A 24,883-nucleotide genomic window follows, 5' to 3' on the forward strand; every position below is an offset into this window, starting at 1 on the left:
CGCTTCTGTACCCATTGACCATAGAGGCATAGGGAGGAAGATCATATAGAACGAAACCATGAGACACGGTAAGAAAGTCAATCACTTGAGCAGGAAAACAGCCCACAGGTCGGCTATGCTGGCCAATATGGCCTGTTCCCTGATTGAGCACAAAAGGATAAACACCACAGTGGCCAAAGCGAAGGCCCTGAAGCAGTTCATAGAGCCACTGATCACCAAATCCAAGGCAGAGAACAATCAGTCGCTGGAAAAAGGTACGCACAACAGGCGTATAGTTTTCAAGAATCTCCGCGACAAATACGCGGTATCTGAGCTGTTCAGCACGGTGGCGGAAAAGGTGGGAGACCGGCCGGGAGGATATACCCGAATCATCAAACTGGGTAACCGTCTGGGCGATAACGCCGATATGGCCATGATCGAGCTTGTCGACTTCAACGAGGTCTACAACGCGGGTAAAGCCAAGAAGAAGAAATCTACCAGAAGGAGCAGGGGTTCTAAGAAGTCCCAGCCTGCAGCTGAAGTGGCTGAGACAGCCAAGGATGCAGAAGTGGCTGAAGCAAAAGCTCCTGAAGCCAAAATGGAAGCGAAAGCTGAGCCTAAGGCAGAAGCGAAGGCTGAAGCTAAAACTGAGAAGCCTAAAGCTGAAGCCCCTGAGAAGGCAGAAAAAAAGGATTCTGAAGAAACTAAATCAGATGACTCCAAAGCATAAGATGTTTACAACGTCTGGAAAATTGAAAAGGATAGGCCTAAAAGCCTGTCCTTTTTTTCTTTTTATTTGTGAAACTTAAAAAACAGTTCAATGAAGTATCAATCCAAGAAGAAAGCACTGATCTTACTTGCCGATGGCACCATATTCTACGGGAAATCCGTGGGAAATACCGAAGGAACGGCTTTTGGAGAGGTTTGTTTTAACACGGGGATGACAGGGTACCAGGAGATCTTCACGGATCCGTCCTATTTCGGGCAATTGATGGTCATGACCAACGCACATATCGGGAACTACGGGGCCAATGCAGACGAGGTGGAATCCGATTCGGTAAAGATCGCCGGTCTTATCTGCAAAAACTTCAGCTATGAATACTCCCGCCCGGATGCGGACAGTAGCCTGCTTGAATTCCTCAGGAATAATAACCTTCTGGCCATTTCGGATGTAGATACGCGTGCCCTCGTAAGCTATATCAGGGACCACGGGGCTATGAATGCCGTGATCTCCACCCGGGTTGATGAGATTGATGCACTGAAGGAAGAACTTAAAAAGGTGCCGAGCATGGAAGGCCTGGAACTCTCTTCCAAGGTCTCTACCAAAAAACCCTATTTCTATGGGGATGAGAATGCGACCTTCAGGATCGCTGCCCTGGATATAGGAATCAAGAAGAACATCCTCAGAAACCTGGCAGCCAGGGACGCCTATGTCAAGGTCTTCCCTTACGACACACCTTTCTCCGAGCTGGAGGCGTGGAATCCACATGGATACTTCATCTCAAACGGCCCTGGAGACCCTGAACCGCTCAAGGGTGTGATCGAGACCGCCAAACAGATCATAGCCCAGGACAAACCACTTTTTGGAATCTGCCTGGGGCATCAGATCATTGCGCTAGCTAACGGGGTGTCTACCTATAAGATGTTCAATGGTCACAGGGGTATCAACCACCCGGTGATCAACCTCAAGACTGGGAAAGGTGAGATCACCTCACAAAACCACGGTTTTGCGATCAACAGGGAAGAGACTGAAGCCAATCCCGATCTGGAGATCACTCATGTGCATCTCAATGACAACACCGTGGCCGGGATACGGATGAAGAACAAGAATGTATTCTCAGTACAGTACCATCCCGAAGCAAGTCCGGGTCCACATGATGCCACTTATCTGTTCGACCAGTTTTTCGAGTTGATCAGGGCGCATGCGGATATCAATGTGTCGGTCTGAGGCACAAATCCCATTTTGTATTGTTAAGGGAAACACAGTCAGTTCCCGTGTCCTTTTGTATCTTTGACACATTGTAAATCAACCAGAAAAATCACAATATTATGAGTATAATCCTCGATGTACACGCCCGTCAGATCTTCGATTCCAGGGGCAATCCAACAGTAGAAGTAGATGTCATTACCCAGAACGGGGTCATGGGAAGGGCGGCAGTCCCCTCAGGTGCCTCCACCGGAGAACACGAAGCTGTGGAACTGAGGGACGGAGGAAAACCTTATATGGGAAAAGGGGTCATGAAGGCCGTAGAGAACGTAAACAACGTGATCGCCGAAAAGATCAGGGGGATGATGGTGTTCGACCAGAACCTTATAGACAAGACCATGATAGAGCTAGACGGTACCCCGAACAAATCCAAGCTGGGAGCCAATGCCATCCTGGGCGTTTCCCTCGCGGTAGCCAAGGCGGCAGCAGATGAAATGGGTATATCCCTCTATCGTTACGTGGGAGGGGTAAGCGCGAATACCCTGCCGGTACCCATGATGAATATCATCAATGGGGGCTCGCATTCAGATGCGCCCATCGCCTTCCAGGAATTTATGGTGATGCCGGTAAAGGCGAAGAGTTTCTCCCATGCCATACAAATGGGTACGGAAATTTTCCACCACCTCAAGAAAGTGCTTCACGATCGCGGCCTCAGTACGGCCGTTGGAGACGAGGGCGGATTTGCCCCTACCCTCAAAGGAACCGAGGATGCTCTCGACACAATAAGTATGGCTGTAAAGAACGCCGGATACAGCTTTGGGGATGAGGTTATGGTAGCCCTGGATTGCGCTGCGGCCGAATTCTACGTAAACGGAAAATACGACTATACCAAATTCGAAGGAGACAAAGGTGCTGTGCGTACCTCTGAGGAACAGGCCAAATACCTGGCATCGCTTTGCGAGAAGTATCCCATCATCTCCATAGAGGATGGGATGGATGAGAACGACTGGAAAGGCTGGAAGATCCTGTCTGATCTGATCGGGGATAAGGTACAGCTGGTGGGGGACGACCTGTTCGTTACCAACGTTACCCGCCTGTCAAGGGGTATCCAAGAGGGAATAGCCAATTCCATCCTGATCAAGGTTAACCAGATAGGTACCCTTACCGAAACTATTGCAGCCGTAAATATGGCCAAGAATGCCGGATATACCAGTGTGATGTCACACAGGTCGGGAGAAACGGAGGACAATACCATAGCCGACCTTGCCGTGGCATTGAACACCGGGCAGATCAAAACAGGATCTGCTTCCAGGTCGGACCGAATGGCCAAATACAACCAGTTACTCAGGATAGAAGAGGAACTCGGGGAAGTTGCCTATTACCCGGGTAAAAATGCCTTCAAAGTAGGACATTGAGATGATCATGTCATCTATAAAAGCCCTTCGGAATTCCGAAGGGCTTTTTTATGTTTATGGAAAACCGTAAACTGGAGATGGTGATCTCAAAACCGTGAACGGGATCAGGAGTGATAAAATTCCCTTAAATCTCGGCAGAATGCTCTTCTCAATCATTGTTAAGAAGTCGCCTTTTTCCTATCTTTATAGCCCTGTCTAAACATTACCAAAATCAACTCCATGAAAGATAAAGCAACGCTAGAATACCAAGGGAAAAAATTTGAATTCCCTGTGGTGGAAGGTACCGAAAAAGAACTGGCTATTGATATTAAAAAACTGAGGTCTACTACGGGTATGATCACCCTGGACCCCGGCTACAAGAATACCGGTTCCTGCGAAAGTGCTATCACCTATCTGGACGGAGAAAAAGGCATACTGAGATACAGGGGGTACAATATCGAGGAATTGGCAGAGAAGGCTGATTTTCTGGAAGTAGCCTATTTGCTGATATTTGGTGAGTTGCCAAACAAGGAACAGCTGCATAAATTCCACGAGGACATCAAACACGAATCCCACGTGGATGAAGAAATGAAGAAGATCCTTGATGCCTTCCCTAAATCAGCTCATCCGATGGGAGTTCTGTCCTCCCTTACCAGTGCGCTGATCGCATTCAACCCTTCTTCAGTTAACATTACCTCTGAAAAGGACATGTATCACGCTATCATACGTATCATGGCCAAATTCCCAGTGCTGGTGGCCTGGACCATGCGCAAACAAAAGGGCCTGCCTCTGGATTATGGGGATGATAACCTGGGATACGTGGAGAACCTCCACAAAATGATGTTCAAAAGGCCCAACAAAGAATACGTAAAGAATAAGATCGTCATCGATGCCCTGGACCAATTACTGATCCTCCACGCCGATCACGAACAAAACTGTTCCACCTCAACCGTAAGGATCACAGGTTCTTCCCACGCCGGACTTTTCGTATCTCTCTCTGCCGGAATCTCAGCCTTGTGGGGCCCCCTTCACGGAGGTGCCAACCAGGCCGTTCTGGAAATGCTGGAAGCTATAGCAGCCGATGGAGGAGATACTCAAAAATACATGAACAAGGCCAAGGACAAGAATGACCCTTTCAGGCTCATGGGCTTTGGTCACAGAGTGTACAAGAACTTCGACCCCCGTGCAAAGATCATCAAAAGAGCAGCCGATGAGGTGCTGGGAGATCTGGGTATAGAGGACCCCATCCTCTCCATCGCCAAAGGGCTGGAAAAAGTAGCCCTGGAAGATCCCTACTTCGTCGATCGCAAATTGTATCCCAATGTCGACTTCTATTCAGGAATCATCTACCGGGCCCTTGGGATCCCTACAGAGATGTTTACCGTAATGTTCGCTATGGGAAGACTGCCCGGATGGATCGCGCAATGGCGTGAAATGCGTTTGAGGGGTGAACCCATAGGAAGGCCAAGACAGGTCTACATAGGAGAAAATCAGCGACCATTCGTGCCCCTGAACAAGCGCTAGAACACCCCCTGCATGTTACGACTCAATGTACGTGATGAAACCTCATCCTTAAAGGCTGTTGTTTTGGGCAGGGCTGAGAGTTCCGGTCCTGTTCCCAAGGCGGAAGATGCCTATGATCCTAAATCTCTGGAACACATCCTGGCGGGGACTTACCCCAGGGAAGAAGACATGATCAGTGAGATGGATGCTTTTGACGATGTCCTTAAGAAACACGGGGTGCAGGTCTTCAGGCCCGAGGTCTTAAAGGATTGCAATCAGATCTTTTCGAGGGATATCGCATTTGTCATTGAAGACAAACTTATCAAGGCCAATATTCTGCCCGAGAGGGAAAAGGAATTTGAAGCCATCCTGCATGTCCTGGACGTGATCGATCCTGAAAAAATTCTCGTCCCTCCTCCCGATGTACATGTAGAAGGAGGAGATGTGATGCCCTGGAAGGAGTATATCTTTGTTGGGACATACCGTGGAGAAGATTACGCCAGTTACATAACCGCAAGAACCAACACGGCTGCTGTGGCTTATCTGCAGGAACAATTCCCGCACAAGGTTGTCAAATCCTTCGATCTTAGAAAATCCAATACCGATCCAAAGCAGAACGCTCTTCATCTGGACTGCTGCTTTCAGCCTATCGGTAAGGATAAGGCCATCCTGCATAAAAATGGCTTTTTGGTTGAAGAGGAATACCGGTGGCTCCTGAATTACTTCGGTCCGGATAACGTCTTTGAGATCAGCAGTGAGGAAATGTATCAGATGTTCAGCAACGTGTTTTCGATCTCACCCGAGGTGATCGTTTCCGAACGATCTTTTACCCGGCTCAACACCTGGCTGCGTGAAAAGGGATTTACGGTAGAGGAGGTTCCCTATGCGGAAATTGGCAAGCAGGAAGGGCTTCTGAGGTGCAGTACCCTGCCTCTGGTCAGGGAATAGCTCGGTGTAGGGGGGTCAAATTTCTTATCAAATTCCCAATATTATAACCGTCTAAAGGATTAACTTTGACCTGTAATAAGCTCCCTTATGCAGATCACTAACACCATCCTTATGGTCAGGCCAGTACGCTTCCGGATGAACGAGGAAACGGCGGTAAATAATTATTTCCAGGAGGATCTTGACATTAAGAACCAGACCATCAATCTCAGGGCACAAAAGGAGTTCGACGACTTTGTGTCTGTCTTAAGATCGCATGGTGTCGAGGTGATCGTGGTGGACGATTTATACGAAAGGGACACCCCGGATTCTATCTTTCCCAATAACTGGATCTCTTTTCACGCCAACGGATCGGTAGGTTTATATCCCATGTTCGCAGAGAACAGGAGAAGGGAAAGGAGGGAAGATGTACTCGATATTCTGGAAGAGAAAGGTTTTGAGATACGCACAGTGATTGATTACACCGCTGCAGAGGAGGATGGACTGTTCCTTGAAGGGACGGGTAGCATTATTATGGACAGGGAGCACCAGAAGGCGTATTGTGCCCTCTCGCCCAGGGCGGATGAAGGCCTCTTTATTGAATTTTGTGAGGATATGGAGTGCACCCCTGTGATCTTTACGGCCTACCAGTCTGTAGACGGACAGCGCCTGCCTATCTATCATACCAATGTGATGATGTGTATCGCGGAGACCTTTGCGGTGATTTGTCTCGACGCCATAGACGACAAGAAGGAGCGCAAGAATGTGGTAGACCACCTCAAAGGTGACGGGAAGGAGATCATCGCGATCTCTGAGGTGCAGGAACAGCATTTTGCCGGGAATATGCTGCAGGTCATTGGTTCAGGAGAAAAAAGATACCTGGTGATGAGTTCTGCGGCTTACAACAGTCTCGATGAGGAACAACTCAAGGCGATCCACCGTCACTGCGAGATCATCCACAGTCCGCTTGATACGATAGAGACCTGCGGAGGAGGCAGTGCCCGCTGCATGATGGCGGAGGTATTTCTTCCGAGAGCTGAAGTGCTGTCTTAGGTCTGATTCAGGTCCTGGCCCGGGCAATATTCCGGATCATTCCCCCGAAAATAAAGTAATGAAATGGAAGGATGGTATACCAATAAAGCCTTCCCCTGAGTCCTTTAGGCCTGAAAGTTGCTGTTTGATGCAGCACTGAATCCTTGTCTATCCTGAATTCTAACCACGCCTCGCCGGGAAGTCGCATTTCGGCAAAGAGCAACAGGCGCTTTCCCTTTTTATCGGCCAGGAGTACACGCCAGAAATCAAGGGAATCGCCCGGATAGATCTTGTCAGGGTGAGTGCGCCCCCTTCTCAACCCGACTCCCCCGGTTAGCTTATCGATAAAGCCCCGTATCTTCCACAGCCAATTGCCGTAATACCATCCCTGTTCACCCCCAATGCGCCAGATATTCTTCAGGACGGCGTCGGGATCGTCAACCTTCATCTTCTTTTCGTCTTTTAAGACACCGTATTTCGGAACCTGGATGTACTTTTCCAGGTTTTTTTGGAAGCGTCCGCTGACCATACTGTCCTTCCAGCTACTGACTACCAGGTTTTGTTCGATTTTCTTAAAGGCCATGTCGATGGCCTCCAGATAGGTGTGGGTCTCCAGGCCGAGCAGTTCCTGCAGGCGGTTGTCCCTGGCCACTACTTCCATCTTCATACTGTCGACCAGGTTGACGGCGAGCTTGTATGAAGTGGAGGTCACAAAATACAACCAGTAGGAGGAGAGTTTAGGTGTCATCACCGGGACCGTGTAGATCCAGTTCTTGAATCCGCGGGCCTTGGCGTATTGTTGAAGCATCTCCTTGTAGGTGAGGATGTCCTTGCCCCCTATGTCAAACGACTGATCGTAAGTGTCCTCCCTGCCCAATACTCCGGTGAGAAAATTGATCACATCCCTGATGCCGATGGGCTGTGTTCTGGTCAATACCCATTTTGGGGTGATCATTACAGGGAGCTTTTCACAAAGGTCTCTAATGATCTCAAAGGACGAACTTCCGGAACCCACTATGATTCCGGCCCTAAGGACCGTCAGGTGATAGGATCCCTGATAGAGAATGTCCTCAACATTCTTTCTGGATTCCAGGTGTTTAGAAAGCTTCTCCTCATTGACAATACCGCTGAGGTAGATCACCTGTTGTACCCTGGTATGTGCGAGATAGCGGTTAAAGTTTTCTGCTGACAGGGCTTCCTTCTCGTCGAAGTCTTCCGTAGATGAACTCATGGAGTGGATGAGGTAGTAGGCAGCATCAATGTCTTTGGGAACCAGGCCTTCTTTTACCTCGCTCAGGAAATCGATCTCCAGTACCTCAATTTTCTTCAGGGTCTCCTCATCTACTGAAAGCCTTTTTTGGTCGCGAACGGCGCACACTACGTCATGGCCCAGCTCCAGGAGCCTGGGGAGCAACCGCATCCCGATATAACCATTCGCGCCTGTCAGGAGGATCTTCATGGATCAGAGGTCGTCAATTTGAGTTGGTGTATTGTCTGCCTTGAGGCCCATCAGTTTTTTAAAGAACTTCTGCACCGCCTTGGTATCTGAACGCACTTTGATGAAATGATGGTCCCTGTAGATGGAGTATACCGCCATGTCCCCTTTGTAGAGGGTGAGTTTGTAATACGGGATGACCAGGGCAAAGGTCTCCAAGAGGGAGCGAAACCTGACGATAATCCCTTTCGGCCTGAGCTCAACATTGCAGCTGTCCAGGTTATTGTCCAGGATCAGGAGATTTCGGATCTCCACACTCGAAGCTGTGATAAATAATTTTGGGGAACCGATCCCTCCCATGGCCCACCTTTCCCTGAGCGGAAAAGGCTTCCCGACCTCCTCATCGATCTTTTGCGTGATTTCCTTGTTGTTGTAGGATACGTTGACTAACATTCTCTTTCTTTTTCAATAGCGCCCTAAAGTTACCGAAATCCTTGTGGAATCCTTATTAACAGGATTATAAAAGCTTAAAAAATATGTAGTTTTGCAACTTTAAAGAAGGTTAGTCCCGGCCCATGGAACACCAATTGATCTCAAAGACAAAAGAAGCTGTAAACACCCTCTTTGGAGTGGAACTCCCTGCAGTAGAATTACAGCCTACGAGGAAAGATTTTGAAGGAGATATTACCGTGGTGATATTTCCCATGCTGAGATATGTAAAAGGCAATCCCGAGAAAATCGGTCAGGCCTTAGGGGAGTTCCTGAGCGAGGCATTACCCGAGGTAGACCGATTCAATGTTATCAAGGGATTCCTGAACCTCACCCTTTCTGATGAATACTATCTGGGATCATTTCAGGATATACAAACTGCTGAGGATTACGGAAGAGTAAAAGGAGAAGGTCAGGGGGCCGTAATGGTCGAATATTCCTCCCCCAATACCAACAAACCTCTACACCTGGGCCATATCAGGAATAACCTGCTGGGGTACTCTGTGTCGGAGATCCTCAAAGCCTCGGGGAAGAAGGTCTATAAAACCCAGATCATCAATGACCGGGGCATCCATATCTGTAAGAGCATGCTCGCCTGGAAGCGATATGGAAAAGGAGAAACCCCGGAATCTACTGGATTAAAGGGTGATAAACTGGTAGGGAACTACTACGTGGCTTTTGATAAGGCTTATAAAAAGGAGGTCGAACAGTTGATGGCAGAGGGAAGGAGTAGGGAAGATGCAGAACAACAGGCGCCTATCCTTTTGGAAGCCCAGGAGATGCTACGGAGATGGGAGGCGGGAGACGAGGAGGTGGTCAGCCTGTGGAAGACGATGAATTCATGGGTTTATACAGGATTTGAAGAAACCTATTCCCGCCTTGGCGTTGATTTTGATAAACTCTATTACGAAAGTGATACCTACCTGCTCGGAAAAGAGGTGGTGGAGGATGGACTTGAGAAAGGCGTATTCTACAGGAAAGAGGATGGGAGTGTGTGGATCGACCTGACGGAAGACGGCCTGGATGAAAAGATCGTTTTAAGGGCGGACGGTACCGCTGTGTATATGACCCAGGATATTGGTACGGCCATTCAGCGGGTAAAGGACTTTCCCGATATCGACGGGATGGTATATACCGTGGGAAATGAACAGGACTACCATTTTAAGGTATTGTTCCTCATCCTGAAAAAACTCGGATTCAGCTGGGCAGAACACCTTTACCACCTGAGTTATGGGATGGTAGACCTGCCCGAAGGCAAGATGAAAAGCCGGGAAGGGACGGTGGTGGATGCGGATGACCTGGTAGAGGATATGGCGCATACTGCGGAAGAGATTTCCAAAGAACTCGGCAAACTCGATGGGTATTCGGAGGAAGAGAAAAAGGAACTCTACCACATCATCGGCCTGGGAGCTCTTAAATACTTTATCCTGAAGGTAGACCCCAGGAAACGCATCCTGTTTAATCCGGAGGAATCCGTCGATTTTCAGGGGAATACAGGTCCCTTTATTCAGTATACCTACGCCAGGATACAATCGATCCTGCGAAAGGCCGATTTTGATAAAGAAAATTTCGATAAAATTTCAACGAAGTATAGGATACGACTACACCTTAAAGAAAGGGAGCTCATCAAGCAATTACTCTTATTCCCGGCGATCGTTCAAGAGGCAGCCGAACAATTCAGTCCGGCCCTGGTCGCTAATTACACCTACGACCTGGTCAAGGAGTTCAATTCTTTCTACCAGCAGGTTACCATCCTGGGGGAAGCAGACGAACAGATCAGGGATTTCAGGGTGAATCTTTCTGCCGTAGTTGGGGAGGTGATACGCTCCGGCTTTGATTTATTGGGGATACAGGTTCCTGAAAGGATGTAAAAAAAGGCCGCTCGAAAGCGGCCTTTATAAATATTTGTTCTCAGGAAAATTATTTTTCAGAACTCTGAGCTACAGCAAGTCCGTAGATCACGAGTCCAAAGCCGATCTTGTTAACGGCGTCACCAATGTTGTAGATCACATCCATATTGAGGCCGGTAAAGATCCCTTCATACCATCCGGGAGTTCCAGCCATGTAACCGATAGGATAGATCGCCCATCCAACCAAAACGAACCAGCAGAGCGTTTTGTGAGCGTTCAGTACAGATCCACCGGCAGCAACAGCCAGTTTCTTGGCTTCTCCGAACCAGATCTCATAAACGATCCAGAAGTAAGCGATACCGGAGATCAGACCCCAGAAAGCAGCGCTGTCTCTATAGACGGCTTCTCCGAAGTATCCGGTTACGAGCATGATCACTGAAGCGAAGATCAACCTCCACATCAGGGATTTCTTAGCTCCTGCTACCTTGAGGATCAGGAAGAATTCAACACACATCAGCGGTACAGTCAGCACCCAGTCTACATAACGGAAAAAAGTAGGAGACTCAGCGAATCCTGCCCAGTAATCCCTCATGTACCAGTAGTGTACTGCTGCGATAAACGTAATTAATCCTGAAACCAGGATTGAAGTTCTCCACTTCTTGTCGAAGCTGTTCATCGACAGGAAGAAAAATGCAGAGGCCGCCATCATGGCCATACAGCCCACGAAGAAGGTAAACCCTACATAATCATCGGTCGCCAACCTGGAGACCAGTGAAATTGATGATAAAAAATTTTCCATAGAAATAGAATTAGTTAATTTTGTTTAAGCAAACATATGAAAAGTTGAACATAATTTCATAAATTTGACCACGAAATTTTATGGATTTGGAAAAAAAACAACAAAATATTAACACTTTTAGCAGTTTTATGATTGTTGCCACCTTTTTTTCCCTTTGGCTTTCTGTATATTTCGATGTTCAGGCCGAAGCCTTTTTGTCTTATTTCCTCATCTTTACATTCGGGATATTTCACGGCTCGAACGATTTAAAACTGATTCAGCAAACTTCCGGGAGTTCCAAAAAAAATTTTTTTCTCCGGGCCCTGATAAGTTATGTTACCGTCATTGCCCTCACGGTAGCCTTTTTTTCCTTTTTTCCGGTATTGGCATTGGGTTTTTTTGTGCTGGCGAGCAGTTACCATTTCGGGGAGCAGCACTGGGCCCAATACACAGAAAGATCACTTTTGGCGTATGTTTTCTATACCTGCTATGGCATGGTGATCTTCTTCCTGCTTTTTTATTGCCAGGCCGATGCCGTCACCCCCATCATTTATGAGATTACGGGCATTAACCTGCAGGCAGATCACTACCTCTACACCCTCGCCTCTTCCTTCGGTATCTTTATGCTGATCTATTTCTGGTGGTTGTGGAAAAGAAAGATCAAAGTGAATATGATCAAGGAACTGTTCTTTCTGCTTGTTTTCTTTATCGTCTTTAAAACCGCTTCCCTCATATGGGCCTTCAGTATCTACTTTGTGATCTGGCACAGCATCCCTTCCCTGATGGACCAGACAAGGTTCCTGTACGGAAAGATTTCTAAGGCTTCCCTATTGTCTTACTTCCGCACTTCTTTTATATACTGGATCTTTTCTATGATCGGACTCGCAGGCCTTTATTATCTGTTTCACGATAAGCAGGGCTTGTTCCTCTCTATCTTGATCTACTTCCTGGCTGCTATCACATTTCCGCATGTGATCGTTATGAATCGGCTGAACCGTTCTTAAAAACTGACCCTGAAGCTCGCATTGGGCGTAAGCCCCAGGGAAATACTCTCCACGGTTTCGACCTCATTCTGGTCGTTGAGACGATAATAGGTATTCAGGACATTTCTCTTTCCGAAGATATTGAGGACAGAGGCACCTGCTGTGGCCCTGACCCCCTTGCTGAGATCGAAAGAATAGATGAGGGATGTATCTGCCCTGAGATAATCAGGTAGTCTGCTGCTGTTCGGACTCTCGTAATTGATCCGGTTTGGGAAAACCGAGATATCAATGATGTTGGGACCCTCCTGGGGTTTGGTAAAGGGTTTGCCCGTCCGGTAATTCAGGCCAAAGCCCAATTTTAGGTCCCTGTAGTTGTAGGTTGCGGCCAGGGTAGCCGTATGGGTGATATCGAGGTTATTCGGGAATTCTGATGGAGTGATATCCTCAAAGAAGTAGGTATTCTTGTTGTAGGCGTAGCTCAACCAGCTACTGAAGCTGTTGTTCTTGTAGTTGACCAGGAATTCACCTCCCCTGATGGTATAGCTGCCGATTTCCCCATTGAACTGGTCTTCGTTCTGAAATCCCTGGGTTGAAGTACTGATCCCTGTAACTTCCTTGTAGAATCCTTCCAGGCTCAGGAACCAGCGATTCTTGTCGTAATTGAATCCCAGGGAGCCCTGTTTGCTCTTTGTGATAGGCAAGGTGTCCTCATCTGACAGGATCCATCGCCTTTTTTCGATGCCGAGGAAATTCTGTTCCAGGTCGATGATCTGATTGGTCACCTGGTTTTTGAATTCCCCCTGGATTTCGAACCTGAAATCGGGCAGGAGCATATAGCTCATATTGAGCCGGGGTTCCAGGATCACTTCCTCAAAAGTGTCAAGGTTCACCAGGTAGTTGAGCCGTGCGCCACCCAGGAAGTCGAATTTGCCGTCTTCAGACCCGTACTGGATCTCGCTGAACAAGGCGTGCGACCTAACTACTCCCTTGACGTTGCTCAGGAAAGGAGGCTGACTTACATTCGTGAAATTCGTGATCCCCACCTCGGTGAACTGATAGCCATTTCGGCTGCTTAGTTCTTCTGTGAAGTCGAATTTCGTATTGAGTTTAAAAGAGGACTCCAAAACCTGGTTGTTCTGGAAAAGGGATTGCTCTCCGTTACCCGTTACGTTCTGGGCATCGAGGTTATAGCGGGTGTAGTAGGTGATGACCTGACTTGAAAATCGATCTGTCCACCTGCTTGCCAGCCGGCCGCCAAAGGAAAAATTGGTTTGGTCCAGCAAACTCTGGTCAGACCGTCCCGTGTCCCGGTTGCTTTCCAGATAGTCGAGGTTGTTGTTGATATAGATCGCGCTGACCCTCAGTTTGTGATCCTCATTGATATCGTACAGCAGTTTGCCTGTAAAGTCGTAGAAATAGAAATTCTCTTCCCGTTCTATGGCTTCATCGGCGCCCCCGCCTCCTTTAACTTCCGTATCCTGAAAAGCCCTGTCAAAAAACTGATTGTAAGTAGGAGTGTTGAGGAAATCAGTTACAGATCTGCGGCCGGAGATCTGAATAGCGAGTCGTTCAGAAAGCGGAATATGCCCATAAACGTCCCCGCTGATCAGGTTAAATCCTCCTCCCCCTGAAATCCGATCCTGTATCTCATCACGGGTCTCCATGCTGATGATCCCGCTGACCCCGTCGCCATACTGGGCACTGGTACCGTTCTTGATGACGGTTACCTTTTCGGTCAGATAGGGGTTAAAGGCAGAAATGAGACCAAAGAAATGCCCCGACTGGTACATTTTGATCCCATCCCACAGGATGAGGTTCTGGTCGTTGGTCCCACCACGGATATTGATATCAGACACGGTCTCATCTATACTTTTGATTCCCGGCAGGGCCTGAACGGTCTGCAGGATATCGGGCTCAGACAAACCGGGAAGAATCCCGAAATCATCTGTGCTCAGGAGGATGCTGCCATCGGTTTCCCTCGAGAGCCCGGTGGTCAGGAACTGATACACTACTACCTCCTGCAACTCCTGATAACTAACGGCCATTAGCAGTGACGGGCAGTCGTTGCCTGCCAGGTCTGATGCCGTCACAAAGCGTGGCTTGAATCCCAGGAATCGAATACGCAGGGTGGCATCCCGCGGAAGATTGGTCAGGGTGAATTTTCCATCCATATCCGTGACGATAGCCACACTGCCCCCCAAAACCTCGACAGAGGCCCCGGGAATGGTATTCGCCCCGAAATTGTCATATACATAGCCGCAAACGTCTACCGTAGAGCGCTGCACGATGCTGTAGTACCTGTCGGAGAGTTTCTCGATCCTCAACTGGGTCTCTTCCCGGATCGCATCGAGGATCAGGGTCAGTTCTGATACTGCGGGCGGACTGACCTGAATATCCATCAGGTCCTCATCCACATAAGAAAATTTAACATTGAATTCCTGCTCCAGCCTTAACAGGTATGCGATCAGATCTACCCTGTTGTTATCCTGGCCCAGACCTGAAGTATGGACTAAGAAAAGGACGGATAAACAAAAAAGGAAACTCTTAAGGCGCGTTATCTCCATAAAAGAGTACTTTGTTCCCCTCTAAGGTAAAGCTTATTTGAGAAGGAGTACTTATACTCTGTAACGCCAAATTCATATCTGTGTTGCTGAAAGTACCTGTAAAAAGTTCATCGAGGTCTACGTTCCTGGTCTCCACCTTTATTTTGAACTGCCGTTCAAACTCCTTCAGGACGAAGGACAGGGGGATACTCCTGAAACTACTCTCATTGTTGACCCACGACGGTTCAGTGGTCATCGGAGCCTGGGTATCTGTGATCCTTCCGTTAATGACCAGAAATGAACTTCCTGCGGGGAGTTTTTTCTGTGATCTGCTGTATTCAACACTGACGAGACCCTCATAGCAGGTCACTTCAAAAAAGCCTTTTCTGCTCTTTACGTTGAATTGGGTCCCCAGTACACTCACGGCACCTGCTTCCGTATTCACGGTAAACTTTTCTCCTTTGGCCACCTTAAAAAAGGCTTCCCCATCAAGGTTGAGTTGCCGTTTATTCTCCCAATTTCTCTCGCTGTAGGACAGCTCAGAACCTGCATTGAGGATCACCTCCGAGGCATCGGGCAGAATGACCTCCGTGCGCTGAGCGTATTCGGCGGTAAAGGTCTCATCGAGGGTGGCAATGTAAAAGATAGAAGCTGCGATCAGCACGGTTACTGCGGCTGCGATCTGCATCAGGTAACGGGTCGGACGCATCCTGACCACTTTAGTCTCCTGTGGTTTTCTCGATTTTAAATCAGCAAGGGCCCTGTCCATATCAAACGCGGGAGGCGTAAGGCCTTTGGAAGCCCTGGCGATCTTCTCATAGGAGGCGTACTCTTCAGTTTTCCTGAAGGCAGCCAGCTCCTCTTCGCTGAGTTCGTTATTAAGCCATTTGGCCAGGTAATTTTCCTGCATGATTTCTAAACTTTACTCCTATATAACATTTCACAAAACAAAAACCCTACCGTTGGTCGATACTTTTTTTCTCACTCCCCGTAAAACCCGGGGTGAGCGCATGTAACAATTTAGATTCCATCGATCTGTTCCCTAAGGGTTTTCAGGGCCAGGTGCATCCGCTTTTCGATCGCCTTGACACTTACCCCTTCCATCTCTGCGATCTCCGCATATTTTTTCCCGTCTATCCTGTTCAGCAGAAATACCGTTCTCTGATTCTCCGGCAGGCTGTCCAGGGCCCTGTCCAGTTTTTCTTTGAACTCTTTCTCTTCCATCAGGTAGTCCGGGGATTCGGGATTGGGACTGATCCTGACGTTCGAAGCGTAATTCAGTCTCACCTTCTCCGCCTTCAATACATTGAGGTATAGATTATTGGCCACTTTGTAGACAAATGCCTTGGCCTTATCCGGGGCTACCTTGGCACAATTCTCCCACAGCTTCACAAAAGCCTCTTGCACAGCATCATAGGCTTTCTCCTCGTTGCCGTATTTATAATATATGTAATTAAAGATCGTTTTAGAATTGGACTTGAAGATGGTATTAAAAACCTGTTCTTCACAAACATTATCCATAAGGTGTTGTTGCGTTATTGATCGGTGTCATTCAAAGATATTTTAAAAAAAATTAAAAACAGGGTAGGGTTTTTCCTTTCAGATCTGTTTTATCTCTGTACGAACAACAAAAAAATCCAAATCGTTATGAAAAATGTATTCAAGTATTCAGTGTTCTCCCTGCTGTTTATGGCGACACTGATGGTGACATCCTGCCAGGATGAGTTTGAGGAACTTCCCGGGCCGGATGAGCAACAGACCATTATGGCCAGTTCCTCAACGGCACGGTTGATTGAGAGGACCTCTGCCAATGACGGGTCCTTTGACAATATCGTGGACGGCGCCAGCTGTTTTGCACTGGATTTTCCCTATACCGTTGAGGTGAACGGAATTGAGATCACGATCGATTCCCGTGAAGACCTCCAGGTCATTGAAGAGATCTTTGATGCCATCGACACCGACGTGGATGTGTTGGAAATCATTTTCCCTGTTACGATCACATTTAGTGATTACACTAAGATCACGATCAACAACAGGGAGGAACTAATGGCCCTTGCAGAGGAATGTCTTGAAGGAGGTGCTGATGACGATATCGAATGTATAGATTTCGTATATCCGATCACCCTGTTCACTTTTGACATCAATGAGCAGCAGACCGGAAGCGTTACCGTGAATAACGACGAAGAATTGAGACTGTTCTTCAAAGGTCTTGATGAGAATGACCTGATCAGCATCGATTTCCCGGTGACCCTCAAATTGTATGACGGTACAGAGGTGGTTGTGAACAGTAATGCCGAGTTGGCAGCTGCCATTGAGAATGCCAAGGATGCTTGCGACGAGGATGATGACAATGACTACAATGACGACGATTTCACCCTGGAGAGGTTCAATAATCTCATTACAGAATGCCCATGGCTGGTCAGGGAAGTACAAAGAGATGCCATCAGTCAGACCGATCAGTACTTCGAGTACCTGATGAACTTTACGGAGGATGGAGCTGTTACGGTCAAGGATCGCGCCGGAAATGTGTTGAACGGGTTCTGGAGTACCCGCATCACCGACCGTGGAGTCCTGTTGAACCTGGAGTTCGATTTCCTGGTCGACTTTAACCTGGAGTGGTTCGTATACGAAATAGAGCCCGGAAAGATCAAATTGTACGCCGAAGGAGGCAACAAGATCATCCTGAAATCTGTTTGCGATGTCTTTAATGACGATCCGAACACGCTACGTGAGATTCTTAGGGAATGTGCGTGGGTGATCAAGAAAGTACTCCTCAATGGTGATGAGATCGAACGACTGATTGGATATGAGTTCAAGTTCATGGCTGAAGGTGTGGTAACCTTAAGCAACGGGATCAACGTCTCAGAGGGATCGTGGGTGATCACGACCAACGCCCAGGGCAGGCTGGTACTGGCCCTTGAATTCGGAAATGAGCCTTCGCTGAACTTCGAATGGTTGTTGAGCGACCTCAGGAACGACAGGTTGAAATTCAATATAGAAGGCACTGCCTATGAGCTTATAGTACAGAGGGTGTGCGATGACGATCCTGCAAATGTTGACGGTGATGTACTGGAGATCCGAAATGTGATGATGGGCGGTGAATGGATGGTAGCCCATTACAGTGAAGGTGAGGTGGATCAAACCCAGAATTTCATGCCCTATACCTTTGTCTTCGGAGCAGAGCATGTGATGAGCATTACGCTCGGACAGACCGGAACGACTCAGCCCGGTATCTGGAGAGTTCTGCGCAACAGCGACGGTAAACTCAAGGTTTACCTGAATGCAGGGATAGAAGGGGAACTCGCCGACCTGACTGACGACTGGGACTTTGTGTCTATGACCAGCAACAGGATCGAGCTGAAGAGCTATAGCGATACCAATGCAAGTTATGACGTGCTTGTTTTTGAAAAACCATAAGCACACCTTTTTTGCCCCATGTGTTGATAAAAGGGCTGCTCCTCCGGGAAGCGGCCCTTTTTCTTTGGATTTTAGGGTAGGGAACTTCTCTGATCCCGTTCCAATTGTTAAATTTGCATTCCTCTAAAGGTAAAGCAGATATGTTCGACAATTTAAGCGAGAAACTGGATAAGGCCCTGCATGTCCTGAAAGGGCATGGGCAGATCACTGAGATCAATGTGGCTGAGACCACCAAGGAAGTGAGAAGGGCGTTGCTCGATGCGGATGTCAACTTCAAGATAGCCAAGGAATTTACGAATAAGGTCAGGGACAAAGCCCTGGGCCAGAACGTGCTGACCACCCTCCAGCCCGGTCAGTTGATGGTGAAGATCGTCAAGGACGAGCTTACTGAGCTTATGGGCGGAGATGCTGCGGGTATCGACCTGTCCGGGAATCCTTCCGTGATCCTGATGTCGGGATTACAGGGATCCGGAAAAACCACGTTCTCCGGAAAGCTGGCACATTACCTCAAGACCAAGAAGAACAAGTACCCTCTGCTGGTGGCTTGCGACGTCTACAGGCCTGCGGCTATAGACCAGTTGCACGTGGTAGGGGAGCAGATTGGTGTACCCGTTTTTTCAGATAAGGAAAATTCCGATCCGGTTGCACTTGCCAAGGCGGGGATCGCCCATGCCAAGGCCAATGGCCAGAACGTGGTCATCATAGATACCGCGGGTAGGCTCGCTGTTGATGAACGCATGATGACCGAGATCTCCCAGATCAGGGATGCCGTACAACCACAGGAGACCCTTTTCGTAGTGGATGCGATGACGGGGCAGGATGCAGTCAATACGGCCAAATCCTTCAACGATGTTCTCAACTTTGATGGGGTTATCCTCACTAAACTCGATGGAGATACACGGGGTGGGGCAGCGATCTCGATCAGGTCCGTAGTCAACAAACCCATCAAGTTCATTGGTACGGGTGAAAAAATGGATGCCCTGGACGTATTCCATCCGGACAGGATGGCGGATCGTATCCTTGGGATGGGAGACGTTATCTCACTGGTGGAAAGGGCACAGGAGCAATTCGATGAGGAAGAGGCCAGGAAGATACAGAAGAAGATCGCGAAGAACACTTTTGGTTTCGACGACTTCCTCAAACAGATCCAGCAGATCAAGAAGATGGGAAGCATGAAGGACCTGATGGGGATGATTCCCGGTGCCGGAAAGGCTCTGAAAGGTCTTGATATTGACGATGATGCCTTTAAACATGTGGAGGCTATCATCCATTCCATGACCCCGGAAGAACGGTCCAATCCGTCCATACTCGATGCCAGCAGGAAAAAACGTATCGCAAAAGGCAGCGGACGCAACGTACAGGAGGTGAACCAGCTGCTGAAGCAGTTCAACCAGATGGGCAAAATGATGAAGATGATGCAGGGCGGAGGCAGCAAAAAGATGATGCAGATGATGGGTGGCCTGAGGGGATAGACCTATAAAATCCCATAGTATTCCGGGTTTCTCTGGATAGTCAATAAATTCGAAAACAAATAATATGGTCATTCTAGACGGCAAAAAGATCTCAAATCAGATCAAGGATGAGATAGCCTTAGAGGTCTCCGAAATGAAACAAAGGGGTGAAAAAGTACCTCATCTTGCAGCCGTCCTGGTGGGTAATGACGGGGCCAGCCTTACTTATGTCGGCAGCAAGGTAAGATCCTGCAAGCGGATCGGTTTCGAATCCACCCTGAAGCACCTGCCCGAAGAGACCACGGAAGAAGAATTACTGCAGCTTGTCAGCGACCTGAATGAGGACCCTGAGATAGACGGGTACATCGTACAGCTTCCGCTACCCAAGCACATAGATGAACAAAAGGTCCTGATGGCCGTGCATCCCGACAAGGATGTAGATGGTTTTCACCCCACCAATTTCGGGAAGATGGCCCTCGATATGGAGACCTTTATCTCCGCCACTCCCTACGGAATTATGGAGCTGCTCAGGCGTTACGAGGTGGAGACCGAAGGCAAACACGCCGTGATCATCGGACGAAGCCATATCGTGGGAAGGCCCATCAGCATACTCATGAGCCAGAAGGGGAAGGCTGCCAATGCCACCGTCACCCTTTGCCACAGCAGAACGAAAAATATTGCAGAACTTACCCTCCAGGCCGATATCGTGGTCTCAGCCCTGGGGGTACCCCATTTCCTAAAAGCAGATATGGTCAAGCCCGGTGCCGTGATCATCGATGTCGGGATCACCCGCGTGGAGGATGAAACCAAAGAAAAGGGATATTATATCACCGGAGATGTGGATTTCGATAAGGTAAAGGAAAAAGCTTCCTATATAACTCCTGTTCCCGGGGGAGTGGGTCCCATGACCATAGCTATGCTGTTAAAGAATACGCTGCTTGCCAGGGAACGCCACAGGGCAAAGGCCTGATAGGGTCACATCTTTTTACGTCTGAATTTGACTCAAAATTGTAACATTTCTGCCCTTTGAGAGTCAAATGGTAACGAACTAAAACACTGTATTATGATCAAAAAGACTGTCTATGGCCTGATCGCTTTTACTGCCCTGGCCGTGGTCTCCTGCACATCCGAAAAGAAAGAAGAAAAAGAACTTACCTCTGGTATCCTGACCCAGTATATGGATACGACGGTGAATCCCGGCGATAATTTCACGGCCTTCGTCAACGGGACCTGGGTGAAGAACACTCCCATTCCTGACGACAAATCGAGTTACGGCGTCGGCTATATCGTCTATGAAGAGTCTGAAGAAAACGTGAAGAAGATCATAGAGGAATCTTCTGAGGGGGATTTTGCAGAGGGATCAGATGAGCAAAAGGTCGGGGATCTTTATACCTCCTACGTAAACTTTGACAAGAGGAACGAGATCGGGGTAGCCCCTTTGAAGCCTGTATTCGAAAAGATCGACGCCCTGGCTAATTACGACGACCTGGCAACCTATTTTGCCTATGCGAACAAAATGGGAATCAACGTACCGCTGGGACTGTTCATTTACCAGGATTTTAAGGATCCGACAATCTACACAGTCTACACCTGGCAATCCGGCCTGGGACTTCCGGACAGGGAATACTATCTCAAGGACGATGAGAGGTCTCAGGAGATCCGCGCCAAATACGTTGAACACATAGAAAAAATGTTCGACCTGGCCGGACTCCCCAATGGGAAAGAATCAGCCAGTACCGTCATGAACCTGGAGACCGCCCTGGCAGAAGAACACATGGAAAAGGAAAAGACAAGGGACCTGGTTTCCCTCTACAATATGTTTCCGGTAGATACCCTGGGTAATATCATGCCTCAGTTTAACTGGACGGCTTTCCTGAGTGAAGCCGGACTGGCCCAACAGGAAAAACTGGGCGTACTCATGCTCGATTATACCAAGGCATTGGACGGCATTATCACTTCAACCCCCCTGGATACCTGGAAGACTTACCTGAAATGGGGGGTCATCGATGCCAATGCCTCAAGGCTGAACGAGGCCATGGACCGGCAGAACTGGGAATTCTACAGCGCAGAGCTCAGGGGGACCAAGGAACAGCGCCCGCTTTGGAGACGGGGTGTTTCTGCGGTGAACGGCACCCTTGGTGAGGTCGTGGGCAAGGTATATGTCAAAAAACACTTCCCCCCGGAGGCCAAGGAAAGAATGGAGAAACTAGTTGAAAACCTGCTCAAGGCCTATGAGGCGAGTATTAAAGAACTCGACTGGATGAGTGATGATACCAAGAAAGAGGCCCTTGATAAACTCAGCAAGTTCACTCCCAAGATCGGGTACCCTAACAAATGGAAGGAATACGATTTTGAGATCAAAGAAGATGATCTCTACGGCAATATGCAGCGTTCTCAGCTGTACGAGTACAACCGGGAGCTAGCCAAGCTGGGGCAACCCATAGACAGGGAAGAATGGGGTATGACACCTCAGACCGTCAATGCCTATTACAACCCTACCCTGAACGAGATCGTCTTCCCGGCAGCCATACTGCAGCCTCCCTTCTTCGACCTGAATGCTGAAGATGCGGTAAATTATGGATCCATAGGTGCCGTGATCGGGCACGAGATAGGCCATGGCTTTGACGATATGGGCAGCACCTTTGACGGAGATGGGGCCATGCGTAACTGGTGGACCGATACTGATAAAGAGGAGTTCAAGAAAAGGACAGGAGCCCTGGTAGAGCAGTACAACCAGTTTGAGGTTCTGCCCGGGCTCAATATCAACGGCGAATTCACCCTGGGAGAGAATATTGGTGACCTGGGCGGACTGAGTATCGCCCTGAAAGCCTATAAAATGTCACTAAATGGGGCTGAAGCACCTGTGATGGATGGATATACAGGCGAGCAGCGCGTGTTTATCGGCTATGCTCAGTCCTGGAGGAACAAGGCCAGGGATGAAGCCCTGCGCGTTCAGATCAGCACAGACCCACATTCACCCGCAGACTTCAGGGTGAACGGAGTGGTGCGGAATGTACCGGAATTTTATTCGGCCTTTGATGTGAAAGAAAGTGATAGCCTGTATCTCGCCCCGGAGAAACGGGTCAAGATCTGGTAAGAAGAACAAAATATATTGAAAGAGAGCCTCCCAGCCAGGGGGGCTTTTTATTTGGGGATCTCTGTGGTTTTATAAACCGCCTGGGTGGTATCATTAGGGGTGAGGATGTCCAGATCGTTGTCACCCTCGTCGTTGGTGCAGCTCCAGGTGAAGATGATAGAGATGATCACAAGCAGAAAATAAAGCACATAGGGACGTTTCATAGCTCAATAATTTAGTAGGTGTCGATTACCGAGTTACTGATTATATAAAACGGTCAAAAAGGCCCTTTGGTATTGCTGACATTCCCAAAAAACGGTACCTTTTATCGAAAATTTATCGATAAAATGAAAAATACCCTATTCGTACTGGGCTGTTTGATCCTGCTCAGTCTATCCTGCAAAAGGTCTGATTCCTCAGGGCCGAACGCAGAGATTTCGATTGCCTTTGCTGATTCTTTATCTGAGGATACCCTCGATGGCCGTTTGCTTCTTATGCTTGCCAGGGATAACAAGGCCGAACCCCGCTTTCAGATCAATGATGGCCCGGGAACCCAGCTGATCTTTGGGATGAATATCGAAGGGATGAAGCCGGGAGAATCCGTGAAATTTGATGCAGAAGCCTTCGGATATCCCATCCCGGACCTATCGGAAGTCCCTCCGGGAGAATACTGGGTACAGACCCTGCTTCATGTCTATGAGACCTTTAATCTCTCAACAGGACAGACTGTAAAACTCCCTATGGACAACGGGGAAGGACAGCAATGGAACCGGTCTCCCGGAAATCTGTACAGCACTCCTGTGAAGATCACTGTGGGGAATGACGGTATCGGTTCCTTTAAAGTAGTCATGGATCAGAAGATCCCGCCTATTGAAGAACCGGAGGATACAGAGTGGATCAAGCACATCAGGATTCGGTCTGAAAGGCTTTCGGAGTTCTGGGGACGGGATATGTATCTCGGAGCACATGTCCTGCTGCCCAAGGGGTTTAAGGAACATCCCGAGGCCCGATACCCCCTGATGATCTTTCACGGGCATTTTCCGGATGATTTCGGTGGATTCAGGACTACGCCTCCCGACCCCGGACTGGAACCGGATTATTCGGCAAGATTCGACGTGGAAGGTTACAACATCATACAGCAGCAGGAGGCTTACGATTTCTATCAACGGTGGATCGACCCTGATTTCCCCAGGTTTCTGATCATCGAGATACAGCATCCTACCCCTTATTACGACGACTCCTACGCGGTGAACTCTGCCAGTCAGGGCCCTTATGGAGACGCCATAACCTATGAATTGATCCCCTTTATCGAGTCTCAGTTCAGGGGGTTAGGTGAAGGCTGGTCGCGTTTTCTTTATGGGGGATCTACCGGGGGTTGGGAAGCCCTGGCGGTACAAGTAAAATACCCGGACGAGTACAACGGCTGTTTCGCTGCCTGTCCCGACCCAATCGATTTCAGGGCGTACTGCCTCACCAATATCTACGAGGATGAGAATGCCTATTACTACAAAAGCGATTTTGTGGACCTGGAAGTGCCTGCACACAGGGATTACCTGGGGCAGATTCAGGGTACCGTCCGAGGCAACAACCATATGGAACTCGTCCTGGGCGACAAGTCGCGCTCCGGCCAGCAATGGGATATCTGGGAGGCTACCTATTCTCCCCAGGGGGAAGATGGATATCCCAAACGCATCTGGGATAAGATGACGGGTGAAATAGACCATGAAGTGGCCGAATACTGGAAGGAGAACTTCGACCTGAGGTATATCCTGGAACGCGACTGGGATAAGCTGGGGGAAAAACTCAGGGGAAAGATCCACATCTACTGCGGGGACATGGACAATTACTACCTCAACAATGCCGTCTACCTTATGGAGGATTTCCTGGAAAGCACTACAGATCCCTATTACGAAGGGGAAGTGGCATACGGAGACAGGGCAGAACACTGCTGGAATGGGGATCCGGAGCTGCCCAACCACATCTCCAGGCTGAGGTACAACAGCATGTATGTGCCTAAGATCATGGACAGGATCTGGAAATCGGCCCCCGCAGGAGCAGATCTGACCAGCTGGCGGTATAAATAAACTCGAAAAAACGAACAA

At 48.6% G+C, this 24,883-nt stretch carries 20 protein-coding genes; 13 read left to right on the forward strand and 7 right to left on the reverse strand.

Features of this window, described 5'->3' with window-relative positions; all coding sequences use genetic code 11:
- The first annotated feature begins 58 nt into the window (after nt 1-58).
- The 6 genes from rplQ (at nt 59) to ctlX (ending at nt 6,780) form a co-directional block, all read left to right on the forward strand.
- A complete protein-coding gene (gene rplQ, locus IEV19_RS11410; RefSeq protein ID WP_188370871.1) occupies nt 59-709 on the forward strand; it encodes a 50S ribosomal protein L17 in 651 nt (216 codons plus the stop codon).
- A 90-nt stretch (nt 710-799) separates the two neighbouring features.
- Nucleotides 800-1,927, forward strand: coding sequence for a glutamine-hydrolyzing carbamoyl-phosphate synthase small subunit (carA, locus tag IEV19_RS11415; RefSeq protein ID WP_188370872.1), 1,128 nt, complete (start codon nt 800-802; stop codon nt 1,925-1,927).
- A 101-nt stretch (nt 1,928-2,028) separates the two neighbouring features.
- Complete coding sequence (gene eno / locus IEV19_RS11420; RefSeq protein ID WP_188370873.1) at nt 2,029-3,321, forward strand: phosphopyruvate hydratase; 1,293 nt, start codon at nt 2,029-2,031, stop codon at nt 3,319-3,321.
- 219 nt (nt 3,322-3,540) lie between these two features.
- Nucleotides 3,541-4,824, forward strand: coding sequence for a citrate synthase (locus tag IEV19_RS11425; protein WP_188370874.1), 1,284 nt, complete (start codon nt 3,541-3,543; stop codon nt 4,822-4,824).
- 12 nt (nt 4,825-4,836) lie between these two features.
- Nucleotides 4,837-5,751 (forward strand): dimethylarginine dimethylaminohydrolase family protein, encoded by a 915-nt coding sequence (locus IEV19_RS11430; protein ID WP_188370875.1) that lies wholly within the window; start codon nt 4,837-4,839, stop codon nt 5,749-5,751.
- An 87-nt stretch (nt 5,752-5,838) separates the two neighbouring features.
- Nucleotides 5,839-6,780: a citrulline utilization hydrolase CtlX gene (ctlX, locus tag IEV19_RS11435; RefSeq protein WP_188370876.1), complete on the forward strand. Its 942-nt coding sequence runs from the start codon at nt 5,839-5,841 to the stop codon at nt 6,778-6,780.
- A gap of 7 nt (nt 6,781-6,787) precedes the next feature.
- Here the strand turns inward: ctlX and IEV19_RS11440 are convergent, their stop codons facing one another.
- Both IEV19_RS11440 and IEV19_RS11445 read right to left on the reverse strand, forming a co-directional pair.
- On the reverse strand, nt 6,788-8,218 hold the full coding sequence (locus tag IEV19_RS11440; protein WP_188370877.1) for an SDR family oxidoreductase: 1,431 nt from the start codon (nt 8,216-8,218) through the stop codon (nt 6,788-6,790).
- Nucleotides 8,219-8,221: 3 nt separating this feature from the next.
- Nucleotides 8,222-8,647, reverse strand: coding sequence for a hypothetical protein (locus IEV19_RS11445; protein WP_188370878.1), 426 nt, complete (start codon nt 8,645-8,647; stop codon nt 8,222-8,224).
- A 122-nt stretch (nt 8,648-8,769) separates the two neighbouring features.
- On the opposite strand from IEV19_RS11445, the gene argS reads away from it, so the two are divergent.
- A complete protein-coding gene (gene argS, locus IEV19_RS11450; protein WP_188370879.1) occupies nt 8,770-10,554 on the forward strand; it encodes an arginine--tRNA ligase in 1,785 nt (594 codons plus the stop codon).
- A 49-nt stretch (nt 10,555-10,603) separates the two neighbouring features.
- On the opposite strand, the gene IEV19_RS11455 is transcribed toward argS, so the two are convergent.
- Nucleotides 10,604-11,332 carry a bacteriorhodopsin-like gene (locus tag IEV19_RS11455; protein WP_188370880.1) on the reverse strand — a complete coding sequence of 243 codons (729 nt, stop codon included), beginning with the start codon at nt 11,330-11,332 and terminating at the stop codon, nt 10,604-10,606.
- Between the two features lie 128 nt (nt 11,333-11,460).
- On the opposite strand from IEV19_RS11455, the gene IEV19_RS11460 reads away from it, so the two are divergent.
- On the forward strand, nt 11,461-12,315 hold the full coding sequence (locus IEV19_RS11460) for a Brp/Blh family beta-carotene 15,15'-dioxygenase (RefSeq protein WP_188370881.1): 855 nt from the start codon (nt 11,461-11,463) through the stop codon (nt 12,313-12,315).
- Here IEV19_RS11460 and IEV19_RS11465 read toward each other — a convergent pair.
- The 3 genes from IEV19_RS11465 to IEV19_RS11475 all read right to left on the reverse strand — a co-directional run bounded on the left by IEV19_RS11465 (nt 12,312) and on the right by IEV19_RS11475 (nt 16,358).
- The gene (locus tag IEV19_RS11465) at nt 12,312-14,858 is read right to left on the reverse strand and encodes a TonB-dependent receptor (RefSeq protein WP_188370882.1); all 2,547 of its coding nucleotides are present in this window, start codon (nt 14,856-14,858) and stop codon (nt 12,312-12,314) included. The genes IEV19_RS11460 and IEV19_RS11465 overlap by 4 nt on opposite strands.
- Entirely contained in the window at nt 14,839-15,747 is a 909-nt protein-coding gene (locus tag IEV19_RS11470) for a FecR family protein (protein WP_188370883.1), read from the reverse strand. Before IEV19_RS11470 ends, IEV19_RS11465 begins: the two co-directional genes overlap by 20 nt.
- 110 nt (nt 15,748-15,857) lie before the next feature.
- Entirely contained in the window at nt 15,858-16,358 is a 501-nt protein-coding gene (locus IEV19_RS11475) for an RNA polymerase sigma factor (protein WP_188370884.1), read from the reverse strand.
- A 126-nt stretch (nt 16,359-16,484) separates the two neighbouring features.
- On the opposite strand from IEV19_RS11475, the gene IEV19_RS11480 reads away from it, so the two are divergent.
- The 4 genes from IEV19_RS11480 to IEV19_RS11495 all read left to right on the forward strand — a co-directional run bounded on the left by IEV19_RS11480 (nt 16,485) and on the right by IEV19_RS11495 (nt 22,802).
- Nucleotides 16,485-18,254: a hypothetical protein gene (locus tag IEV19_RS11480; protein WP_188370885.1), complete on the forward strand. Its 1,770-nt coding sequence runs from the start codon at nt 16,485-16,487 to the stop codon at nt 18,252-18,254.
- Between the two features lie 140 nt (nt 18,255-18,394).
- Complete coding sequence (ffh, locus tag IEV19_RS11485; RefSeq protein WP_188370886.1) at nt 18,395-19,726, forward strand: signal recognition particle protein; 1,332 nt, start codon at nt 18,395-18,397, stop codon at nt 19,724-19,726.
- Between the two features lie 64 nt (nt 19,727-19,790).
- On the forward strand, nt 19,791-20,675 hold the full coding sequence (gene folD, locus IEV19_RS11490) for a bifunctional methylenetetrahydrofolate dehydrogenase/methenyltetrahydrofolate cyclohydrolase FolD (protein WP_188370887.1): 885 nt from the start codon (nt 19,791-19,793) through the stop codon (nt 20,673-20,675).
- A gap of 93 nt (nt 20,676-20,768) precedes the next feature.
- Nucleotides 20,769-22,802, forward strand: coding sequence for a M13 family metallopeptidase (locus IEV19_RS11495; RefSeq protein ID WP_188370888.1), 2,034 nt, complete (start codon nt 20,769-20,771; stop codon nt 22,800-22,802).
- Between the two features lie 47 nt (nt 22,803-22,849).
- On the opposite strand, the gene IEV19_RS11500 is transcribed toward IEV19_RS11495, so the two are convergent.
- Entirely contained in the window at nt 22,850-23,005 is a 156-nt protein-coding gene (locus IEV19_RS11500; RefSeq protein ID WP_188370889.1) for a hypothetical protein, read from the reverse strand.
- Nucleotides 23,006-23,128: 123 nt separating this feature from the next.
- Between IEV19_RS11500 and IEV19_RS11505 the strand changes: the two genes are divergently transcribed.
- A complete protein-coding gene (locus IEV19_RS11505; protein ID WP_188370890.1) occupies nt 23,129-24,865 on the forward strand; it encodes an alpha/beta hydrolase-fold protein in 1,737 nt (578 codons plus the stop codon).
- Nucleotides 24,866-24,883 lie beyond the last annotated feature (18 nt).

Origin of the sequence: Muriicola marianensis, assembly GCF_014638095.1 — a bacterium.
Taxonomy (GTDB): domain Bacteria; phylum Bacteroidota; class Bacteroidia; order Flavobacteriales; family Flavobacteriaceae; genus Muriicola; species Muriicola marianensis.